This is a genomic window from Brachybacterium sp. J153, assembly GCF_036311905.1.
In the GTDB taxonomy this organism is placed as follows: Bacteria; Actinomycetota; Actinomycetes; order Actinomycetales; family Dermabacteraceae; genus Brachybacterium.
In genome coordinates this window covers 1-20,052 of the sequence record NZ_JAZDCH010000024.1, presented here as the reverse complement: position 1 = coordinate 20,052, position 20,052 = coordinate 1, and the positions used below count along the sequence as shown (strand labels likewise).

Here is a 20,052-nt window from a genome sequence, read left to right as displayed (position 1 = left end):
GTCAGCGGGGCAGGATCGAGCTGATGCGACGCTCCTGCGTGGGGGCGTCGTCGTCGGGGTCCGACGGGCCTGCGGGGTCCGGGGCCGCCGACGGCACCGGACCGGCGGACGGCACCGGCCCGGCCGACGGTGCGGGGGCGGAATGCCGGGGAGGTGCGGCGGACTCCGGCCCGGCCGAGCGCGGTGCGGCCGACGGGACGGGGGCGGACGGTGCGGCCGACGGGACGGCTGCGGACCGTGCGGACGGTGCCGCCGACGGGACCGGCGCGGGCTGTGTGGCGGACGGGACGGCAGGCGCGGAGGGCGTCGCGGGAACCGGTGCCGCAGCGGGGGGAGGGGTCCGCGCGAGGCGGGCCGTCTCGGCGGAGCGCGCGGCCGAGACCCACTCCTCGGCGACGCGCACGATCGCCTCGGTCGCCGCCTCCCACGCGGCCTCCTGCTGCCGATGCGGACCGGTGGCCAGCGACAGCACCACGCCGGCCGAGCGCAGCGCGAGCTCGGTGGGATCCACGCGATCGGCGAAGACCGTGTGCCAGGTGCGGATCGCGAGCTCGACCCGCTCCTGCATCGCGCGGTCGATCCGTCCCGCGTTGCCGTAGTCGGCGAGGACGCTGAGATGGGCCAGGAGGCAGGCGAGGTCGTCCGCACGGCGGCCCGGGCCGACGGTGTCGATGTCGAGCATCCCCACCACGCGACCGTCCTGCACGAACACCTGCGCCTCGTAGAAGTCGCCGTGCACCACGTCGTGCGGGCGCATGTCCATGCGCTGCTCGAGGGCGGCGAGGCCGTCGCGGATCGTGCGCACGAGGGCATCGAGGCGTGGCCCGAGCGAGGGCAGCGAGGAGGCGACGATCCCGGCGTAGAACTCGACCGAGTCCGTCCACGGCGGGCGCAGCGGCAGCGGGTACATCGAGGCCGGCAGCCGGTCCAGCAGGGCGACCAGGTCCTCGGCGCGGCAGGCGTCCACGCCCTCGTCGATCACGGCCCGGGAGAGCGGGCGCCCGGGGAGCTCCTCGAGCACCACCAGGCCGTCGTGGTGGGCGATCACCGTCGGCACCGGCACCCCGGCGGCCAGCAGCCGTTCGTGCCGATCCACGATCTCGCCGCTGCGATGGGGCTGCATCACCTTGAGGAAGACCGCATGACCTCCCTGTGCGGCGCGCAGCACGGCGCGGCGCCCGGGCCGGTAGGAGACGACGTCGATGACGATCGGGGCCGTCGGGTCCGGGCCGAGGGTCACGCCGAGCCCGGCGAGGGTCCGACCGACCACATCGGGGTAGCAGACCTGCGGCAGCATCGGCAGCCACGGGTCGTGGGGATAGCGCCACACCCGGACGTTGATGTCGCCGTCGGTCATCACCAGGGTCTGCTCGGCGACGTAGAGGTCCTTCTCGCGCTCGCCGATGTGGGCGCTCGCTCCGAAGAGCTCCTCGCGGGCCGGAGCCTGCGGGCCGTCGAGCTCGGGCCACGACACCATGGTGCGGTAGAGGGCCTTGGTGCTGCGACCGGGTCGGTGATCGACATGGTCGAGCTGCCAGCTGTGCAGCACCCCGCCGGAGTTCCCGACGGCGGAGCGGAGCAGCCCCCCTGCTCCGGGCCCGGTGAGGAGCTCCGAGCCGTCCTGCGTTCGTGCCATAGGTCTTTTCTGTTCGGTCCGAGGGATCGTCAGGCGACGGCGCCTACGATGCGTGCATGGCTGATCGTACCGACAACCTCACCGGCACCAACCTCCTGGGGATCCCCGAGACCCGGCTCCCCGACGACTTCGTGGACGTCGAGGTCGCCGCCGAGCTCGAGGACGCCGAGCCCCTCGACGTCGCCGCGCGGCACCCCGAGTCCCCGCTGGCCTGGGCGACCCTGGCCGAGGAGGCGCTCGCCGACGGCGAGGACGTCCAGGCGTACGCCTACGCCCGCACCGGCTACCACCGCGGACTCGATGCGCTACGTCGGGCGGGCTGGCGCGGCCAGGGCCCGATCCCCGCCTCCCACGCCCCCAACCGGGGCTTCCTCCGCGCCCTGGTGATGCTGGGCGAGGCCTCGTCCCGCATCGGCGATACCGTCGAGGCCGATCGGATCGCCGACTTCGTCCGCGAGGCCGACCCGACCCTGCTCCGTTGAGCCCAGCCTCTGCTTGGTAGGATCGCCGAGGTCCTGCACCCGCACCCCACCCCTCGCCCCAGGAGTCGCCATGCCCGCCGTCGTGATCGTCGGAGCCCAGTGGGGCGACGAGGGGAAGGGGAAGGCGACCGACCTGCTCGGAGAGCGCGTCGACTACGTCGTCAAGCCCAACGGCGGCAACAACGCCGGGCACACCGTGGTCGTCGCGGGGGAGAAGTTCGAGCTCAAGCTCCTTCCCGCAGGCATCCTGTCCCCGCAGGTCACCCCGGTGATCGGCAACGGCGTGGTGGTCAACCTGGAGGCGCTCTTCGAGGAGATCGGAGTGCTCGAGGCGCGTGGCGTGGACACCACGCGGCTGCGCATCAGCGCCAATGCGCACATCGTCGCCCCCTATCACCAGACCCTCGACAAGGTGACCGAGCGCTTCCTCGGCAAGCGCGCGATCGGCACCACCGGCCGCGGCATCGGGCCCGCCTACATCGACAAGGTGGGCCGCCTCGGGATCCGCGTCCAGGACCTCTTCGACGCGTCGATCCTGCGCCAGAAGGTCGAGGGCGCCCTGCGCCAGAAGAACGAGCTGCTGGTCAAGCTCTACAACCGTCGCGCGGTCGAGGTCGACGAGATCGTCGACGGGCTGCTGTCCTACGCGGAGCGCCTGCGCCCGATGGTGGTGGACACCACCGTGCTGCTCGGCGATGCCCTCGACCGCGGCGAGGTGGTCCTGATGGAGGGCGGCCAGGCCACCTTCCTGGATGTCGACCACGGCACCTATCCCTTCGTGACCAGCTCCAACCCGACCGCGGGCGGCGCCGTGACCGGCACCGGCGTCGGCCCCACCCGGATCGACCGGGTGATCGGCATCGTCAAGGCGTACACCACCCGTGTGGGTGCGGGTCCGTTCCCCACCGAGCTCGAGGACAAGTGGGGCGAGTACCTGCAGAAGACCGGCGGCGAGGTGGGCGTGAACACCGGCCGTCCCCGCCGCTGCGGCTGGTACGACGCCCTGATGATCCGCCACGCAGTGCGCATCAACGGCTTCACCGACATCGTGCTCACCAAGCTCGATGTGCTCACCGGGATCGACGAGGTCCCGATCTGCACCGGCTACGACGTGGACGGCGTGATCCACCGCGAGATGCCGATGACCCAGACCGAGTTCCACCATGCGGTGCCCGTCTACGAGACCCTGCCCGGCTGGAGCGAGGACCTCTCCGAGGCGCGGACCTTCGAGGACCTGCCCGAGAACGCGCAGAACTACGTGCGCCGCCTCGAGGAGCTCGCCGGCTGCCGCATCAGCGCGATCGGCGTGGGCCCCGACCGGGCCGACACCATCGCGGTCCACGACCTGCTGCCGTGAGTCCTCGCCGCACCGATCCCGGGACCGGGCGGGCGGCGCTGCGGGCCTGGGCCCTCGACCCTGGCACCGCACCTCGCACCGTGCTCGCCCCGGCCGTCCGCTCGACCCTGGAGGACCTCGCCGAGGAGTACCCCGGTGGGGCCGTCGAGGTGCGCGTGCCGCCCTTCGCCGCGGTGCAGGCGATCGCCGGCACCCGGCACACCCGCGGCACCCCGCCCGCGGTGGTGGAGACCGACGCGCAGACCTGGTTGGGTCTCGCGACCGGTTCCGTGACCTGGGCGGAGGCGGTCGCCGACGGCCGCGTCCGCGCGAGCGGGGAGCGCAGCGACCTCTCCGAGATGCTGCCGCTGCCCGGGGCACGCCGCGCCGTCCGCACCCCGGAGGAGTCATGAGCATCGCCGTCGAGATCGCGGTCCAGGACCTGGCCGGGCTCGAGACCGCCGCAGCGGCCGGCGCGGACCGCGTCGAGCTGTGCACCGACCTCGACCGCGGCGGGATCACCCCACCGCCCGAGCTGGTCCGCGCCTGCGTCGAGCGGGCCGCCGCGCTGGTCGCGGCCCGGGACGCGAAGCCCCACTTCGACGTGCACGTGCTGATCCGCTGCCGCGCCGGCGAGGGCGACTTCCTAGGACGTCCCGCGGAGTTCGTCTACACCGACGAGGAGATCGAGCTCATGGCGGAGCAGGCGGCCGAGACCGTCGCCGCGGGCGCCGCGGGCGTCGTCCTCGGCGCGCTCACGGCAGACGGGGCCCTCGACGTGCCCGGTCTCGAGACGATCCGCGACGGGGCGCTGCGCGCCGCCCAGTCCGCCGCCCGCGGCGTGACCTTTACCTGCCACCGGGCCGTCGACGTCCTGCCGGACGCCGCGGCGCGCGCGGAGGCTGTCACCACCCTGCTCGGCCTCGGTGTCCACCGGGTGCTGAGCTCGGGCGGCGCGGCGCGCGCCCTCGACGGCGCGGCGGACCTCGCGCTCATGGTCGAGGCTGCCGAGGACCTGCTCGAGATCTGCGCCGGGGGAGGGGTGCGTCCCGCGGACGTGGTCCCCCTCGTGCGCGCCACCGGCGTCGGCTCCGTGCACCTCTCCGCACGCACCGCCGGCTCCTCCACCACCGATCCGGCCGTGGCGACCGCCGCGGTCGAGGCCGCAGGAGTGCTGTGAACCCCCAGGACGACCCCACCGCGCAGGACCCGCAGACCGCCGCGGGGACCGGAACCCCGGAGGCCGCGCCCGCGGAGACGGAGTCCCCGGACGTGACGGACACGACGGATGCGTCGGACACAACGGAGACCAGCACCGCGGTGTTCGTGCGCCGCGGACGCACCCCCGCCCTCGGGCTGTGGGTCGCGATCTGCCTCGCGGTGCCCGCCGTCGGCGCGCTCCTGGCCTCACCCTTCCTCGGACTGCCGGACCTGCCCTCGGTCCTGAACCTGATCCTGCTGGCGATCATGTTCGTCGGCGTCCCGCTCGCCGCGATCGCCGCGCTGATCGATGCGATCCGCCACCGGGGCCCGCGGACGCCGAGATCCTGAACCGCGCCTCTGTGTCAGAATGTGCCGGTGGCACGCGGCGACGGAAATCTCTCCCATGACCTGCTCCCCGGGGAGAAGGGGCCGCAGGACTCCTGCGGTGTCTTCGGCGTCTTCGCCCCCGGCGAGGACGTCTCGAAGCTGACCTACTACGGGCTGTACGCGCTGCAGCACCGGGGTCAGGAGTCGGCGGGCATCGCGACCTCCGACGGCTCGCAGATCCTGGTCTACAAGGACATGGGCCTGGTCTCGCAGGTCTTCGACGAGGCCTCGCTCGAGACGCTGCAGGGCCACATCGCGATCGGGCACACGCGCTACTCGACCACCGGCGGATCCGTGTGGTCCAACGCGCAGCCCACCCTCGGCCCTCGGCCCGTCGGCACCGTGGCGCTCGCCCACAACGGGAACCTGGTCAACACCGAGGAGCTGCTCGACCTGGTCCGCGAGCGGCACGGCGAGCAGCGCCGCGGCGAGATCGCCCGCGGGAACACCACCGACACCGCCCTGGTGACCGCCCTGCTGAACACCGAGGGTCCTCTCGAGGACGCGCTGCGCGAGGTCATGCCGCGGCTGCGGGGCGCCTACTGCTTCACCGTGATGGACGAGACCACGCTCTACGCCGCCCGCGACCCGCAGGGGATCCGCCCGCTGGTCCTCGGCCGGCTCGAGCGCGGCTGGGTGGTCGCTTCGGAGACCGCGGCGCTGGACATCTGCGGCGCGAGCTTCGTTCGCGAGGTCGCCCCCGGCGAGATGATCGTGATCGACGAGCAGGGACTGCGCAGCGAGCAGGTGCTGCCGGCCCAGCCCAAGGGCTGCGTCTTCGAGTACGTGTACCTCGCCCGGCCCGACACCCGCATCGCGGGCCGCAGCGTCAACGAGTCCCGGGCCGAGATGGGCCGGCGCCTCGCCCGCGAGCATCCCGTCGACGCGGACCTGGTGATCCCGACCCCCGAGTCCGGCACCCCCGCGGCGATCGGCTACGCCCAGGAGGCGGGCATCCCCTACGGCCAGGGGATGGTGAAGAACGCCTATGTCGGCCGCACCTTCATCCAGCCCAGCCAGACGATCCGCCAGCTCGGCATCCGGCTCAAGCTCAACCCGCTCAAGGAGGTCATCGCCGGCAAGCGCCTGGTGGTGATCGACGACTCGATCGTGCGCGGCAACACCCAGCGGGCCGTGGTGCGGATGCTGCGGGAGGCCGGAGCCGCGGAGGTCCACGTGCGGATCTCCTCGCCGCCCGTGCGCTGGCCATGCTTCTACGGCATCGACTTCGCCTCGCGGGCCGAGCTCATCGCCAACGGCCTGGACACCGAGGAGATCGCCCGCTCCATCGGCGCCGACTCCCTCGGCTACATCTCCGAGGAGGGGATGATCGCCGCCACCGGACAGGAGCGCGAGTCCCTGTGCACGGCCTGCTTCTCCGGGTCGTACCCGGTCGCCCTGCCCGATCCGGTCGCCTCGGCCCAGGGCATTCTCGTCGGGAAGGACGCATGAACACCACCCAGCCCACCGAACCCGGTCCGGCGCTCACCTACGCCGCCGCCGGCGTCGACACCGCCGCGGGCGACCGCGCCGTCGAGCTGATGAAGTCTGCGGTCTCCGCGACGCACGGACCGCAGGTCCTCGGGGGGATCGGCGCCTTCGCCGGGCTCGTCGACGTCAGCGCGCTCAAGGAGTACCGCCGCCCCCTGCTGGCGTCTTCGACCGACGGCGTGGGCACCAAGATCGCGATCGCCCGCGCCCTCGACGTGCACGACACCATCGGTCGGGACCTCGTGGGCATGGTGGTCGACGACATCGTGGTGGTCGGCGCGGAGCCGCTCGCCATGACCGACTACATCGCCTGCGGCGCCGTGGTCCCCGAGCGGATCGCGGACATCGTGCGCGGCATCGCCGAGGGCTGCCAGCTGGCCGGTTGCGCCCTCGTCGGCGGCGAGACCGCGGAGCACCCCGGCCTGATGGCGCCCGAGGACTACGACGTGGCCGGCGCTGCCGTCGGCGTGGTCGACGCCGAGGACCTCCTCGGGCCCGAGCGGGTCCGAGCGGGCGACGTCGTGATCGGGATGGACGCCTCGGGACTGCACTCCAACGGCTACTCCCTGGTGCGCGCCATCGTGGCGGCGCAGGGCCTCGACCTCGCCGCGCATATCGAGGACCTCGGCCGGACCCTCGGGGAGGAACTGCTGGAGCCCACCCGGATCTACGCCGCCGACGTCCTCGCCGTGCTGCGCGCGGAGAGCACCCGCGGGGCGGTCCACGCGCTCAGCCATGTCACCGGCGGCGGCCTCGCCGCGAACCTCGCCCGGGTGATGCCCGTCGGCCTCGGGGCACGGCTGGACCGCGCGAGCTGGACCCCCGGCGCCATCTTCTCCCAGGTCGCCGCGTGGGGCTCGGTCCCTCAGACGGACCTCGAGGGAACCCTCAACATGGGCCTCGGGATGGTGGCCGTGGTCGCCCCCGAGCAGGCCGACGCGGTGCTCGCCCTCCTCGCCGAGCGCGGGCTCGGGGCCCGGGTGATCGGTGAGGTGCTGGCGGCGGACGGCCTCGGTGCCCCCTCCCGGGAGCTCGAGCGCATCGTCACCGGCGCCAAGGGTGTCGAGGGCGGGTCGGTGCAGCTCGTCGGCCAGCACCCCGGCTGGGTCTGACCCTACCGACCGGGGCCGTCCCCGGAGACGAGCAGAGACGATGCGAGGGCCGACCCGGTGGGTCGGCCCTCGGCAGTCGTCACGGTGCCGGCGATCGCCGGACAGCCTCAGCGGCGATGGGCGGAGGGGGCGTCCTCCTCGGCCCACTCGTCGCTGTCCTCGGTCCACTCGTCGCTCTCGGCGGGAGTGGTGGTCTCGCCGCGCTGCGACTGAAGCTCGCGCTGCAGGGCGGTGAGATCCGTCGGGGGGCTGTAGTACTTGAGGTCCCGTGCCACCTTGGTGTGCTTGGCTTTCTGTCGGCCGCGACCCATGGATCTGACCCCCTGTGCGTCTGCTGCCCGGGTGTTCTGTTCGACCCGGAAGATGGCATTGATTCGGATCCCAAGAGTACATGGCGGTACCAGGATCCGGCGAACCCCCACGGCCCGGAGTGCTGGAGATCCCTTGTGACTCGTCGTGAAAGGGATTGCGTGTCGTCTTCCGGTGAGCGGTACCCTGGAGTCCATGAGCCGCCGTACCCCCGGGCGGTACTCTCCCCATCCATTTGCCACGCAGGAGGGCCCGAGACATGTCGAACGGAACCACGGAGCGCGACGACGCTCCGGAGGAGCTGCTCACTCCTGCCGAGGTCGCGAAGATGTTCCACGTCGACCCCAAGACGGTCACCCGCTGGGCCCAGGCCGGGAAGCTCTCCTACATGCGCACTCTCGGCGGGCACCGCCGCTACCACCGCCACGAGGTGGTGGACATGCTGCGCTCCACCTCCCGCACGGAGTGATCCCGGATCGGGTCCTCGGCGCCGGCTACACACGCCGAGAGCTCGACCTCGCCCCCGATGACGAGGGCCCTGTCGTCGCGGTCCTGGTGCACCGCGAGCGCGAGGGAGCGGACCAGCTCCCCCCGATCCTGCTCCTGCACGGCTGGTCCGACTACGTCTTCGACCGGGAGCTGATGGAGCACCTCGGCTCCCGCGGCCTCGATGTCTGGGGCCTGGACCTGCGCAAGCACGGCCGCGCCCTGCTGGCGGGGCAGACCGCCACCGAGGTCGACCATCTCAGCCGCTACGACGAGGAGATCGACCGCGCGCTGCGGATCATCGGTCGCGACCGCCCCCCGATCCTCCTGGCCCACTCCACCGGTGGACTCACCGCCGCGCTGTGGGCGCAGCGCCGCCCCGGCACCGTCCGGGCCCTCGCCCTGAACTCTCCCTGGCTCGAGATGCACCTCGGACCGGCCACGCGGCGCCTCGCCGATGCCCCCGTGCGGGCGCTCGCGGGGCGCCTGCATCGCCGGCCGATCCTGCCCGTCGGCGCCTCGCACTACGCCCGCACCACGCACCGCGATCACGGCGGGCTGTACGACTACGACCTCGCGATGAAGCCGCCGGGCGGCCACCCGTTCCCCGCCGCGACCCTCGCCGCCGTGCTCGACGGGCAGCGCCGGCTGCGTGCCGCCGGACCCCTCGCCCTGCCGATCCTGGTCCTGCACTCGCGGCGCACCCGCATCGCGCACCGCTTCTCCGAGCCGATGCGCCGTGCCGACACCGTGCTCGACGTCCGCTCCCTCGCGGCCGCCGCACGCCGCCTCGGGCCGCGGGTGCGCATCGAGCCGGTCGACGGGGCCCGGCACGACGTCTTCCTCTCCGACGCGGACGCCCGCGCCCGTGCCCTGCGCATCCTGGACGACTGGGTCGACCACCTCCCGCTACGATGAGCGCGACCCCGGCGGTGAGGAGGGACGGGATGCCCGCACCAGTGCGTGACCTGCGCTCCCAGGCGCAGAAGATGCGTCGGGCGGCGGACCGCCTCACCCTGCTGCGCCTGCGCCTGGCGAACTCCCTCGGAGAGCTCTCCCGCTCGGAGGACGCCCCGACCCGGCGCTTCGGCGAGGACCTGCTGGACCGCTGGACCGGGCAGGAGTACGCGGAGCTGGGGCGCCTGAGCAGCGGCCTGCGCGTCGCGGCGGGCCGGCTCGAGCAGGCCGCTCTCGCCGAGGAGCGGGTCAGCGGCCGACGCCTCGGCGGCTATGCGGGGGCGGGCTTCCTGGGCCGCGGCGACGACGCGCATCGTCACGTGGACGAGGTGGCCGAGTTCATCGGCACCCGGGAGGGAGCGAGCATCGGCGGCTACCCGCTCGCGGCCGAGTCCGCGGCGGTGCTCCCCGCCCATCCCTCGCACACGCTCGGGATCGACACCCCGGACTACGACGAGCGGGATGACGAGGGCTGAGCCGAGCCCAAGGAGCGGGCCATCGCGGCCGCGACCGCGATCCCGCCGCCGACCAGCGGCACCACGAGGGTCGCGACGGCCAGCAGCAGCATCGCCGCGGCGGCGTCCGCCGCGACCACCCCGAGCCCGACGAGCGCCGCCGCGCCGACGGTCTCGGTGATCCCCGCCCCGCCCGGGGTGATCGGGACGAGCGCGAGTACGCGGCCGAGGGCGAAGAGGGCGATGGTCAGCAGCAGCGGCACCTCCACAGCGGCGGCACGCAGCGCGAGGAGCAGCGCCGTCCACTGCATGATCCGCGCGGCGAGCGTGGGCAGCGCCAGGGAGAGGGGCCGACGGCGCAGCAGGTCCACGAGAGCGTCCCGCTGGGCGAGGACGCCCGCGGTGGGGATCGCGTCTCCCAGCTGGGCGAGGCGCTCGAGCACCGCCGCGAGCACGCTGCGGCGCAGGCCGAGGCCGGTCAGGGCCAGGGCGAGCACGCTCCCCACGACGACGAGGACCGCCGCCCAGATCCCGCCCGGCAGGGGCAGCGCCGTCGCCGAGAGGGCGTACGCGCCGAGGCCCAGCAGAGGGACGAGGATCGAGGAGACCACGAGGTCCACGAGCGAGGCGGCGAGGATCCCCGTGACGATCGCGCCGACGGCGACTCCGGCCCGGCGGAGCAGCCAGCCCAACAGTCCGAGGCCCAGGACGGTCCCCCCGGGGAGGGCGAGACCGAGGCCGGTCGCCGCGGCATGCGCCGGCAGGACCGTCCCGAGCCGGGAGCCGGCCACGGCCGTGCGCACGGTGAGCGCCTCGAGCACGAGCGCCGCGGATCCCAGCACGAGCATCGCCGGCAGCGCCCAGGCGGGCATCGTGGTGAGGGCCTCGAGGATCAGCGGCCAGGTGGCGCCGGTCGCCCAGGGCAGCGCCCAGGCCAGGATCGCGAGCACCAGCAGCACGGACAGCGCGGCCGCGACCGCACGGGCGGGGGAGACCCGGGGAGGGGTCGGGGTCTCGAAATCCTCGGCGAGCTCCGCGAGGAAGGGAGCCGGGGTCTCGGGAGCAGGGTCGTCGGCCGCGGACATGCGGCGATTCTCGCACGGTCCGGAGCGGGTCCTCCCAGGCGGCGGACCGTAATCTGGACGCATGTCGATCCTCCTCTCCGTCCTCGTCGCCCTCCATCTGATCTGCTGGGCCGTCGGCCTCGGCACCTGGGTCGCGGCCGCCCGCACCCGCACCCCGAATCCGGGCATGGCCCACGCGATCGCCGGAGCCCTGATGCTCGGGATCATCCTCGCCGCGCTGGTCTCCGTGGTCGGCGACCCGAACCACATGAAGCTCGGCATCAAGCTCCTGATCGGCATCGCCGCCGCCGTCCTGGCCTACATCGCGAACCGCCGCCGCGAGGAGACCCCGTCGGCCGTGTGGTTCAGCATCCCGCTGGCGATCATCGTCAACGTGTTCGTCGCCGTGCTCGTCTGACCCTCGCTCTATCCTGAGGTCCTCATGAGTTCCCTCTTCGACGATCTCTCCCTGCCCGACGCCTTCCGCCGCCTGGACGGCGTGGAGGTCGCGCCCCCGTCCGGCGGCGGAGCGCCTCCCGTCGGGGCGGAGCCGCCGCTCGACGAGGAGATCCCGCCCCACGAGGAGGACGCTCCGCCGGAGGAGGACGAGCCCCCGTTCGCCGAGCTCCCTCCGGCCCCGGTGCTCGCCCCGGCGCCCGCGCGCGCGGCAGCGCCCGCCGCAGGGCTGGCAGACCTCGCGGGCCTCGTCGACGACCTCAATCCTGCCCAGCGCGAGGCGGTCGAGCACCGGGGGAGCCCCCTGCTGATCGTCGCGGGCGCCGGCTCGGGCAAGACCCGCGTGCTCACCCGGCGTATCGCCCACCTGCTGCGCACCCGCGAAGCGCTGCCGGGGGAGATCCTCGCGATCACCTTCACCAACAAGGCGGCCGCCGAGATGCGCGAGCGGGTCGAGGAGCTCGTCGGCCCGATCGCCCGCAGCATGTGGGTCTCGACCTTCCACAGCGCCTGCGTGCGGATCCTGCGGCGCGACGCCGCGGCCGCGGGCCTGAAGAGCTCCTTCACGATCTACGACAGCGCGGATTCCCTCCGGCTGATCACCACGATCGCCAAGGACCTCGAGCTCGACACCAAGAAGCACGCCCCGCGGATGATCGCCTCGCGGATCTCGTCGCTGAAGAACGACCTCGTGGACCCGATCGACTTCGCGGACCGCGCCGAGCTCTCGAAGGACGGCTTCGACCAGACCCTCTCGCGGATCTACACGAACTACACCGAGCGCCTGCGCCAGGCGAATGCCGTCGACTTCGACGACCTGATCGGGCTGACGGTCACGCTGCTGCGCGAGAACCCCGCGATCCGCGAGGGTTACCGGCGCCGCTTCCGCCACCTCATGGTCGACGAGTACCAAGACACCAACACCGCCCAGTACCAGCTGGTGCGGGAGCTGGTGGGCAACGACCCGCACGCCTCCCTCACCGTGGTGGGCGACTCGGACCAGTCGATCTACGCCTTCCGCGGCGCGACCATCCGCAACATCATCGAGTTCGAGCAGGACTTCCCCTCCGCGCGCACGATCGTGCTGGAGCAGAACTACCGCTCGACCCAGAACATCCTCAGCGCCGCCAACGCGCTGATCTCCGGCAACCAGGGCCGCCGCGAGAAGAACCTGTGGACCGACCAGGGCTCCGGCGAGAAGATCACGCTCTACGTCGCGGACGACGAGCAGTCGGAGGCCCGATACATCGGTCGGCAGATCGACGCGCTCGTCGACGACGGCCGCCGGGCGGGGGATGTGGCGATCTTCTACCGCGCCAACGCCCAGTCCCGCGCGCTCGAGGACCAGCTGATCCGCGTGGGCCTGCCCTACCGAGTGGTCGGCGGCACCCGCTTCTACGAGCGCCGCGAGATCAAGGACGCCGTCGCCTACCTGCAGGTGCTGGCCAACCCGGCCGACGAGATCAACCTCCGGCGCATCCTCAACGTCCCCAAGCGCGGCATCGGGGACCGGGCCGAGGCCGCGATCGCGATGCTCGCCGAGCGGGAGCGGATCGGCTTCGGCGAGGCGCTGCGCCGCGCCGAGGAGGCCCCCGGGATCGCGACCCGCTCGCTGAACGCCGTGCGGGTCTTCGTGGCGATGCTCGAGGACCTCCAGGCCCAGGCCGAGCGGGGCGACGGCCCCGCCGAGCTGCTCGAGGCCGTCCTGACCCGCTCCGGCTACTACGCCGAGCTGCAGGGCAGCGACGACCCCCAGGACGAGTCGCGCCTGGAGAACCTCGCCGAGCTGCTCTCCGTCGCCGCCGAGTTCGAGGCCCAGGTCGAGGCGGAGGCGGCGATCGCGAGCGAGCTCGAGGAGGAGGACGGTATCTCTGCCGACCCCGCCGCCTCGCTGCTGGACAGCTTCCTGGAGAAGGTCTCGCTGGTCGCCGATGCAGACCAGCTGCCCGGTGCCGAGGACCAGTTCGTCACCCTCATGACCCTGCACACCGCGAAGGGCCTCGAGTTCCCCGTGGTGTTCCTGACCGGCATGGAGGACGGCACCTTCCCCCACAACCGCACCCTCTCGGATCCCGATGAGCTCGAGGAGGAGCGGCGTCTCGCCTACGTGGGCATCACCCGGGCGCGCGAGAAGCTGTACCTGACCCGGGCGCAGATGCGCGCCACCTGGGGACAGGCGCAGTTCATGCCCGCCAGCCGTTTCCTCGACGAGGTGCCCGAGGAGACCCTCGACGTGGCCCGCTCCGGCTCGACCCTGAGCGGTGCCGGCTACTCCTCCGGCGGCTACGGGGGGTCCTCCTCCGGCGGTTACGGCGGGGGCGGCCGACGGGGCCCCTCGTTCAGCGGCGGGATCGGCGGCGGTCGCTCCGATGTGAAGCGGCCGAGCCTCGGGTCGGGGCGCAAGCCCACCCCGGCCGCCTCGCTGCCGCAGCTCGCGCCGGGGGACCGGGTCACCCACGACTCCTTCGGGATGGGCACGGTGACGGAGGTCGCCGGTCAGGGCGACAAGACCCAGGTCGAAGTGCAGTTCAAGGCCCCGCACGGCACCAAGCGCCTGTTGCTGCGCTACGCGCCGATCACCAAGCTCTGAGCCCCCTCGCGCCGCCCGGCCCGCGGCTCAGGCGGTGACGCGGATCAGCGCCCGCGCCCCGCGCTCCATCTCTACGAAAGAGTGGTTCACGGCGGTGTACGTGCCCGGCTCGTCGAAGACCAGCTCCACGAAGCCGCCCTGGGCGGCAGCGAGGTCGAGCGCCTGCGCCCCGCCGCCGCTGCCGTCCTCGGGGCGCAGCAGGTAGGCGCCCTCCTTGAAGACGGTGTCGAAGACGCCGCCCACCACGTGGAAGGAGATTCCGCGCGAGGGGCCCGCGGCGAGTACCCAGAGTCTTACCCGCTCACCCACCCGGGCCTCGAGCGGGGCATGGACGTACTGGGTGGCGTGGCCGTTGAAGACGGTGAGGTCGGGCCTCTCGGCGGCGATCTTCGCGGGGCTGACCGGCAGGGCGCCCTCGTGCATCGCCGAGTCGGAGCCCGCTGCGCCGGCCGGGACGAGATAGTGCTCCGACTGGACCAGCACGTACTCGCGGTCGGCGGTGGCGAGTTCCGGTGGCGGGACCACGAGCGCCCCGATCATCCCGGCGGCGAGGTGCACCGACATCGGCATGGTGGAGCAGTGGTAGAGCCAGATCCCGGCATGGTCGGTGGTGATCGAGTACTCGAGCCGCTCGCCCGGCGGGATCGTGCGCATCACCGGATCAGGCGCGACGCGACCGGCGTGCAGGTCGAGGGAGTGCCCCATCGACCCGTTGTTGACGAGGTCGACGGTGAGCCGGGCTCCGAGCTCGGAGCGCAGCACCGGTCCGACGACGGTGCCGTCGTACGTCATCGCGTCCAGGGTGACCCCGGGCGCGATCTCGGCGGCGACCTCGGTGACCTGGAGCGTGAGCCGCTGCGGGGTCCCGGAGGGCGCGGGAAGACGCGCATCGCGCGTCGTGTAGCCCGATCCGGGCGCGGCGGTCATGTCGGCGGGCACACGGGCCAGCTCGTCGGCACCGGAGTCGTTGCCGTGGGCCGCATCGCCCTCGGTCGCTCCCGGAGACGCACCGGTCGCGACGACGGTGAGGGTCATGCCCATCGCACGGTGGCCGACGATCGAGCACCAACCTTCCAGATCGTGGGTGACCACCCCGCCGTCGAGGACGGTCGACGCGCCCGGCTGCAGGCGGCCGGACGAGGCGCCGGTGGCGAGGACGAGGTCGTGCACGTCGTGAGGGTCGTCGTTGCTCAGCTCGATCACCAGGGTGTTCCCGACCGGGACCTCGAGCAGGTCGGGGACGAAGCGCATCTCGGCCATCGACACCGCGATCGTGGTCGTCTTCCCGGTGGGCGACACCGCCGTGGTGGTTCCGGCGCCCGCACCTGCCGAGGACGGGAGAGAACCCTGGGCACGGTCGAGGGAACCGCCGAGCGCGGTGGCTCCGAGCACCGAGCCGAGGCCAAGCAGCGCCCCGGTGAGCGCGCGTCGCTCCAGGCGGGGGACGAGCTGCTCGACGGCGGGAGCGGGGGGTTGCGACGTCGGGGGCTCCAGGGACACGGGCACGGCGCCGCGGTGGCGCCGGTTCTCCCGGACGGCGAGCACCATCAGCACCACGAACGCCAGCAGCACCGCGAGGCCGAGCAGGGACAGGATCACGCGGGAGAGCGAGCCGAAGCCCGAGACCTCCGCCGTCCCGAGCGTGAGAGCGGAGAACAGCGCCCCGGACCCGGCGGTGCCCGCCTCGGCGAGCACGAACAAGGCGACGACCAGGTTGTAGGCGACCACGCGCAGCACGGCTCCGCGGCTCATCACGGCGAGACCCGCCGACGTCGCCCGGGGACCACCGCCCAGGGTCACCGGCAGCAGATGGCTCATCGCACCGAACAGCACCTGCAGCAGGAAGCCGGCGACGAACGGGACGGTGAGCTGCTGGACGTCGGCGGCGACGAGCGACGACACCATCTGCGCATCGGCCGAACGCCACCACATCGTCAGCAGTCCCGTCGTCGCGACGACGAACCAGCCCATCCCGGCGGCGATCGACAGGATCGGGAACAGCGCCGGCGGCACCCGGTGTTCCTGGCGTGCGCTCTGTACGGCGACCCGCACCAGGGTGATCGCGACGGCTGCGAACGAGCCGAGATAGCCGAGGAGCGCGGCGCAGCCGATCAGGGTCGAGCCGGTCAGCGCCCCCGCGACCGCGAGGAGGACGGCGATCAGCATGCCGAGCAGCCCGCCCGAGGCGCGCTGCGCCGCGTCCGCCGGGAGGCGCGTGCGCAGCACCGTCGGCCACAACGTCAGCAGCGTCCCGGTGACCGTGAGCCCCACGAAGCCCAACACGTTCACGACCTGATGGGCGAGCAGCAGCCGGCCCTGCCAGGGCTCGCCCGGACTGAAGGCCATCACCGCGCCAAGCACGGCGCCGACGGGCAGCAGGCACGCCGCCGCGACGTACGTGCGGACTGTGGCGGCGAAGCGAGGCGCCAGCGCCGCCCGGATCTGCGCACCGAGCGCCGCGGCGTACCAGAGCAGCGCCGCGGAGACGGCCAGCGCGCCGAGGACCACGAGCCACGGCCACTCCGGCAGCATCCCCGCGATCGTCAGCATCACGCCGACGGTCAGCAGGCGCAGCCGGGCGAGCTGCCGGCCCCTCGTCTCCTCGGCCAGACGGGTCTTCAGCAGCGCCTCCGCGACGTGCTGCCCCCAGATCATGATCGACGTGGTGATCAGCCCCAGCGTGACCATGTGGACCATCAGCCAGCGCGCCTGCGGCACCCACTGGTGCCCGATCACCACGAGGACGAGGGCGAGCATCCACAGGAGAATGGGGCGGGAGGCGCGGCGATGCCACGCGCCGCGCCCGGTGGCGGGGGCGGGACCTGCGGGACGACGGGGAGAAGCGGGGGAGGACGGCACGGTCGGGAGCACCTCGGGGCAGGACGTCGCCGGGACGGCGGCGGTCCGGGCAGGGACGGAACGGGGCCGCTCCAGGCTAGGTCCGGGTGTTCGCGCTCCCGTCGGCGAAGGTCCCGTGGGCGAGGGTCCCGTGGCGTGCCCGGGGCGGGCTCAGCCCCGGCCGGACCCGTCGTCGGCGTCGCGACGTCGCGCGGAGAAGACGGACACCCCGGCGGAGAGCACCATGATCACGAGCACCGCGATGACCACGCCGGTGAAGGGGATCGGGATCCCCGCCGCGGCGAGCACCGCCCAGATCGCGAGCAGCGAGGCACCGATCAGCACGGCGTCGCGGAAAGCCCGCAGCAGGCGGGGGATGAGGTTCGCCCGCTTCACCCGCCGCTCGGCGACGGTGTAGTAGGCGGCGGCGTCCTTCTGGAGCCGCTCCCCGAGGGGCCGCTCCTGGTGCGCGGTGCGCGGCCGCTCCTCGCCGGCCCCGGCCTCGAGAGCCTTCCCGGCGGCGCGCACGTAACCGGCGACGTCGGGCCCCTGCTTGCGGGCGGTGTTCCGCGCCGCCTTCGCGTAGGTCTTCCAGTCGGACATCAGCGGTCCTCCTCGCGCCAGCGGATGTCGCCGCCGCCCCGAGGAGCGGGGGAGCGGGGCCGACGAGCGCGGTAGTCGGCGTAGTAGGAGAGCCCGACGTTCAGGCCGATGGTGATCAGCAGCGAGAGCATGAAGCTCGCGAAGGTCGAGCGCAGACCCGCCAGGCGCAGCACGATGAAGAGCACGCCGATGGTGACCACGCTGATGACGAGGTGGTCCTTGATGCGCCCCAGGAGGCTGCGGGAGCGTCGGCTCATCCCGGCATGGTAGCGCCGCCACCTGGACGCCCCGCGGCCGGAAGGCGCATTCCTGATCGCGACGTGAGACTCCGCGCACACTGCTCCGGGCCGCGGTCTGCAGGGCCCGAGCGCGTTAGGCTGGCCGTGTTCTCAGGGGCGGCATCGAGGCCGAAGGCGGCCTGCCGCCCGCTGCCGACATTGAGAGGAATGCACCCCGTGGACCTGTTTGAGTACCAGGCCCGCGATCTCTTCGAGAAGCACGGCGTGCCCGTGCTCGGAGGAGTCGTCGCGGAGGATCCGGCCACTGCCAAGGCTGCCGCCGAGCAGCTCGGCACCCCGGTCGTCGTCGTCAAGGCGCAGGTGAAGACCGGAGGCCGCGGCAAGGCCGGCGGTGTGAAGATCGCGAAGTCCCCCGAGGAGGCGGAGCAGAAGGCCGCCGAGATCCTCGGCATGGACATCAAGGGCCACACCGTGCACCGCGTCATGGTCGCCGCCGGGGCGGACATCGCCGAGGAGTACTACTTCTCGCTGCTGCTGGACCGCGCGAACCGCAACTACCTCGCCATGTGCTCCGTCGAGGGCGGCATGGAGATCGAGCAGCTCGCCGTCGAGCGCCCCGAGGCCCTGGCCCGCGTGGCCGTGGACCCGAACGTGGGCATCGACGCGGCGAAGGCGCAGGAGATCGTCGAGGCCGCGCGCTTCGACGCCGAGACCGGCGCCAAGGTCGCCCCCGTGCTGCAGAAGCTGTGGGACGTCTACCGCGAGGAGGACGCGACCCTGGTCGAGGTCAACCCGCTTGTCAAGACCGGCGCCGGGGAGATCGTGGCCCTCGACGGCAAGGTCACCCTCGACGACAACGCGGAGTTCCGCCACGAGGATCACGCGGCCCTGGTCGACGCCAAGACCGAGGACCCGCTGGAGGCGAAGGCCAAGGCCCTCGACCTCAACTACGTCAAGCTCGACGGCGAGGTCGGCATCATCGGCAACGGTGCGGGCCTGGTCATGTCCACCCTCGACGTCGTCGCCTACGCCGGCGAGGCGCACGGGGTGAAGCCCGCCAACTTCCTCGACATCGGCGGCGGCGCGAGCGCCGAGGTGATGGCCAACGGCCTCGACGTCATCCTCGGCGACGAGCAGGTCACCGCGGTGTTCGTGAACGTCTTCGGCGGCATCACCGCCTGCGACGCGGTCGCCAACGGCATCGTCGGCGCCTTGCAGAAGCTCGGCGACGCCGCCACCAAGCCGCTCGTCGTGCGCCTCGACGGCAACAACGTCGAGGAGGGTCGCAAGATCCTCGCCGACTTCGCGCACCCCCTCGTCACCCAGGCCGACACCATGGACGGCGGTGCCGCGAAGGTCGCCGCGGCCGCCGCAGGAAAGTGAGCAGCACCCGACATGTCTATCTTCCTTGATGAGAACAGCAAGGTCATCGTCCAGGGCATGACGGGCTCGGAGGGCATGAAGCACTCCCAGCGCATGCTCGACTCCGGCACCCAGATCGTCGGCGGCGTGAACCCGCGCAAGGCCGGGCAGTCCGTCTCCTTCGAGGGCGGCCACGAGGTGCCCGTCTTCGGCACCGTGAGGGAGGCCATGGAGGCCACCGGCGCGAACGTCTCGGTGGTCTTCGTGCCGCCGAAGTTCGCGAAGGATGCGGCGCTCGAGGCGATCGATGCGGCGATGCCGCTCCTGGTGGTCATCACCGAGGGCATCCCCGTCAAGGACTCCGCCGAGTTCTTCAACTACGCCCAGTCGAAGGGCACCACCCGCATCATCGGCCCGAACTGCCCGGGCCTGATCAGCCCCGGGAAGTCCAACGCCGGCATCACCCCGGCGAACATCACCGGTGCGGGGAAGCTGGGCCTGGTCTCCAAGTCCGGCACCCTGACCTACCAGATGATGTACGAGCTGGCCGACATCGGCTTCACCACCGCCATCGGCATCGGCGGAGACCCGGTCATCGGCACCACCCACATCGACGCCCTCGAGGCGTTCGAGAAGGACCCGGAGACCGTGGGCGTCGTGATGATCGGCGAGATCGGCGGCGACGCCGAGGAGCGTGCCGCCGCGTACATCAAGGACAACATGACCAAACCCGTCGTCGGCTACGTCGCGGGCTTCACCGCCCCCGAGGGCAAGACCATGGGCCACGCCGGCGCGATCGTCTCCGGTTCCGCCGGCACCGCGCAGGCGAAGAAGGAGGCCCTCGAGGCCGCCGGCGTCAAGGTGGGCAAGACCCCCACCGAGACCGCCGACCTCATGCGCGAGATCATCAAGGGCCTCGCCTGACCCCATTCTGAGCGGGAGCGTCACGCGCTCCTGAGCGCGACGTCGCCGTGCAGCGCCCCGGACCCCGAGCGGGTCCAGGGGGATGGGCGTCCCCGGGACAGGGTCCTGTTGGGGTGGGGGAT

The 20,052-nt window shown here is 72.6% G+C and carries 20 protein-coding genes; 14 read left to right on the top strand and 6 right to left on the bottom strand.

The genetic code is table 11. From position 1 onward, the window contains the following. Position 1: 1 nt before the first annotated feature. The gene (locus V1258_RS11225) at positions 2-1,636 is read right to left on the bottom strand and encodes a phosphotransferase (RefSeq protein WP_329749766.1); all 1,635 of its coding nucleotides are present in this window, start codon (positions 1,634-1,636) and stop codon (positions 2-4) included. Positions 1,637-1,692: 56 nt separating this feature from the next. Between V1258_RS11225 and V1258_RS11220 the strand changes: the two genes are divergently transcribed. The 7 genes from V1258_RS11220 to purM all read left to right on the top strand — a co-directional run bounded on the left by V1258_RS11220 (position 1,693) and on the right by purM (position 7,647). Further along, positions 1,693-2,118, top strand: a complete 426-nt coding sequence (locus tag V1258_RS11220) for a DUF3151 domain-containing protein (protein WP_329749765.1) — start codon at positions 1,693-1,695, stop codon at positions 2,116-2,118. Between the two features lie 70 nt (positions 2,119-2,188). Next, positions 2,189-3,475: an adenylosuccinate synthase gene (locus V1258_RS11215; RefSeq protein ID WP_329749764.1), complete on the top strand. Its 1,287-nt coding sequence runs from the start codon at positions 2,189-2,191 to the stop codon at positions 3,473-3,475. Next, the gene (locus V1258_RS11210) at positions 3,472-3,867 is read left to right on the top strand and encodes a sterol carrier family protein (RefSeq protein ID WP_329747224.1); all 396 of its coding nucleotides are present in this window, start codon (positions 3,472-3,474) and stop codon (positions 3,865-3,867) included. Before V1258_RS11215 ends, V1258_RS11210 begins: the two co-directional genes overlap by 4 nt. Then, a complete protein-coding gene (locus V1258_RS11205) occupies positions 3,864-4,634 on the top strand; it encodes a copper homeostasis protein CutC (RefSeq protein WP_329749763.1) in 771 nt (256 codons plus the stop codon). The genes V1258_RS11210 and V1258_RS11205 overlap by 4 nt, the downstream gene beginning before the upstream one ends. Continuing rightward, the gene (locus V1258_RS11200) at positions 4,631-5,005 is read left to right on the top strand and encodes a hypothetical protein (RefSeq protein WP_329749762.1); all 375 of its coding nucleotides are present in this window, start codon (positions 4,631-4,633) and stop codon (positions 5,003-5,005) included. The genes V1258_RS11205 and V1258_RS11200 overlap by 4 nt, the downstream gene beginning before the upstream one ends. Positions 5,006-5,032: 27 nt before the next feature. Continuing rightward, positions 5,033-6,496 (top strand): amidophosphoribosyltransferase, encoded by a 1,464-nt coding sequence (gene purF / locus V1258_RS11195; RefSeq protein WP_329749761.1) that lies wholly within the window; start codon positions 5,033-5,035, stop codon positions 6,494-6,496. Beyond that, on the top strand, positions 6,493-7,647 hold the full coding sequence (gene purM, locus V1258_RS11190; RefSeq protein ID WP_329749760.1) for a phosphoribosylformylglycinamidine cyclo-ligase: 1,155 nt from the start codon (positions 6,493-6,495) through the stop codon (positions 7,645-7,647). The genes purF and purM overlap by 4 nt, the downstream gene beginning before the upstream one ends. A 107-nt stretch (positions 7,648-7,754) precedes the next feature. Here purM and V1258_RS11185 read toward each other — a convergent pair whose 3' ends face one another. Beyond that, positions 7,755-7,958: a DUF3073 domain-containing protein gene (locus V1258_RS11185; protein ID WP_329749759.1), complete on the bottom strand. Its 204-nt coding sequence runs from the start codon at positions 7,956-7,958 to the stop codon at positions 7,755-7,757. Between the two features lie 257 nt (positions 7,959-8,215). On the opposite strand from V1258_RS11185, the gene V1258_RS11180 reads away from it, so the two are divergent. From V1258_RS11180 to V1258_RS11170, 3 genes are read left to right on the top strand one after another with little or no spacing between them, the layout of a single operon-like run. Next, a complete protein-coding gene (locus tag V1258_RS11180) occupies positions 8,216-8,425 on the top strand; it encodes a BldC family transcriptional regulator (RefSeq protein WP_329747230.1) in 210 nt (69 codons plus the stop codon). Further along, entirely contained in the window at positions 8,422-9,360 is a 939-nt protein-coding gene (locus V1258_RS11175; RefSeq protein ID WP_329749758.1) for an alpha/beta hydrolase, read from the top strand. Before V1258_RS11180 ends, V1258_RS11175 begins: the two co-directional genes overlap by 4 nt. A 29-nt stretch (positions 9,361-9,389) precedes the next feature. Further along, positions 9,390-9,875: a hypothetical protein gene (locus tag V1258_RS11170; protein ID WP_329749757.1), complete on the top strand. Its 486-nt coding sequence runs from the start codon at positions 9,390-9,392 to the stop codon at positions 9,873-9,875. Here V1258_RS11170 and V1258_RS11165 read toward each other — a convergent pair. After that, on the bottom strand, positions 9,848-10,939 hold the full coding sequence (locus V1258_RS11165) for a lysylphosphatidylglycerol synthase domain-containing protein (RefSeq protein WP_329749756.1): 1,092 nt from the start codon (positions 10,937-10,939) through the stop codon (positions 9,848-9,850). The genes V1258_RS11170 and V1258_RS11165 overlap by 28 nt on opposite strands. Before the next feature lie 61 nt (positions 10,940-11,000). Between V1258_RS11165 and V1258_RS11160 the strand changes: the two genes are divergently transcribed. Next, positions 11,001-11,336 carry a hypothetical protein gene (locus V1258_RS11160; RefSeq protein WP_329749755.1) on the top strand — a complete coding sequence of 112 codons (336 nt, stop codon included), beginning with the start codon at positions 11,001-11,003 and terminating at the stop codon, positions 11,334-11,336. 24 nt (positions 11,337-11,360) lie between these two features. After that, a complete protein-coding gene (gene pcrA, locus V1258_RS11155; RefSeq protein ID WP_329749754.1) occupies positions 11,361-13,964 on the top strand; it encodes a DNA helicase PcrA in 2,604 nt (867 codons plus the stop codon). A 27-nt stretch (positions 13,965-13,991) separates the two neighbouring features. Here pcrA and V1258_RS11150 read toward each other — a convergent pair whose 3' ends face one another. The 3 genes from V1258_RS11150 to V1258_RS11140 form a co-directional block, all read right to left on the bottom strand. Beyond that, complete coding sequence (locus tag V1258_RS11150) at positions 13,992-16,721, bottom strand: multicopper oxidase domain-containing protein (RefSeq protein WP_329749753.1); 2,730 nt, start codon at positions 16,719-16,721, stop codon at positions 13,992-13,994. 252 nt (positions 16,722-16,973) lie between these two features. Then, entirely contained in the window at positions 16,974-17,405 is a 432-nt protein-coding gene (locus tag V1258_RS11145; RefSeq protein WP_329747237.1) for a hypothetical protein, read from the bottom strand. Continuing rightward, complete coding sequence (locus V1258_RS11140) at positions 17,405-17,662, bottom strand: hypothetical protein (protein WP_329747238.1); 258 nt, start codon at positions 17,660-17,662, stop codon at positions 17,405-17,407. The genes V1258_RS11145 and V1258_RS11140 overlap by 1 nt, the downstream gene beginning before the upstream one ends. A 198-nt stretch (positions 17,663-17,860) precedes the next feature. On the opposite strand from V1258_RS11140, the gene sucC reads away from it, so the two are divergent. Next, the gene (gene sucC, locus V1258_RS11135) at positions 17,861-19,027 is read left to right on the top strand and encodes an ADP-forming succinate--CoA ligase subunit beta (RefSeq protein ID WP_329747239.1); all 1,167 of its coding nucleotides are present in this window, start codon (positions 17,861-17,863) and stop codon (positions 19,025-19,027) included. A 12-nt stretch (positions 19,028-19,039) separates the two neighbouring features. Then, the gene (gene sucD, locus V1258_RS11130) at positions 19,040-19,930 is read left to right on the top strand and encodes a succinate--CoA ligase subunit alpha (RefSeq protein ID WP_329749752.1); all 891 of its coding nucleotides are present in this window, start codon (positions 19,040-19,042) and stop codon (positions 19,928-19,930) included. The last annotated feature ends 122 nt before the right edge of the window (positions 19,931-20,052 follow it).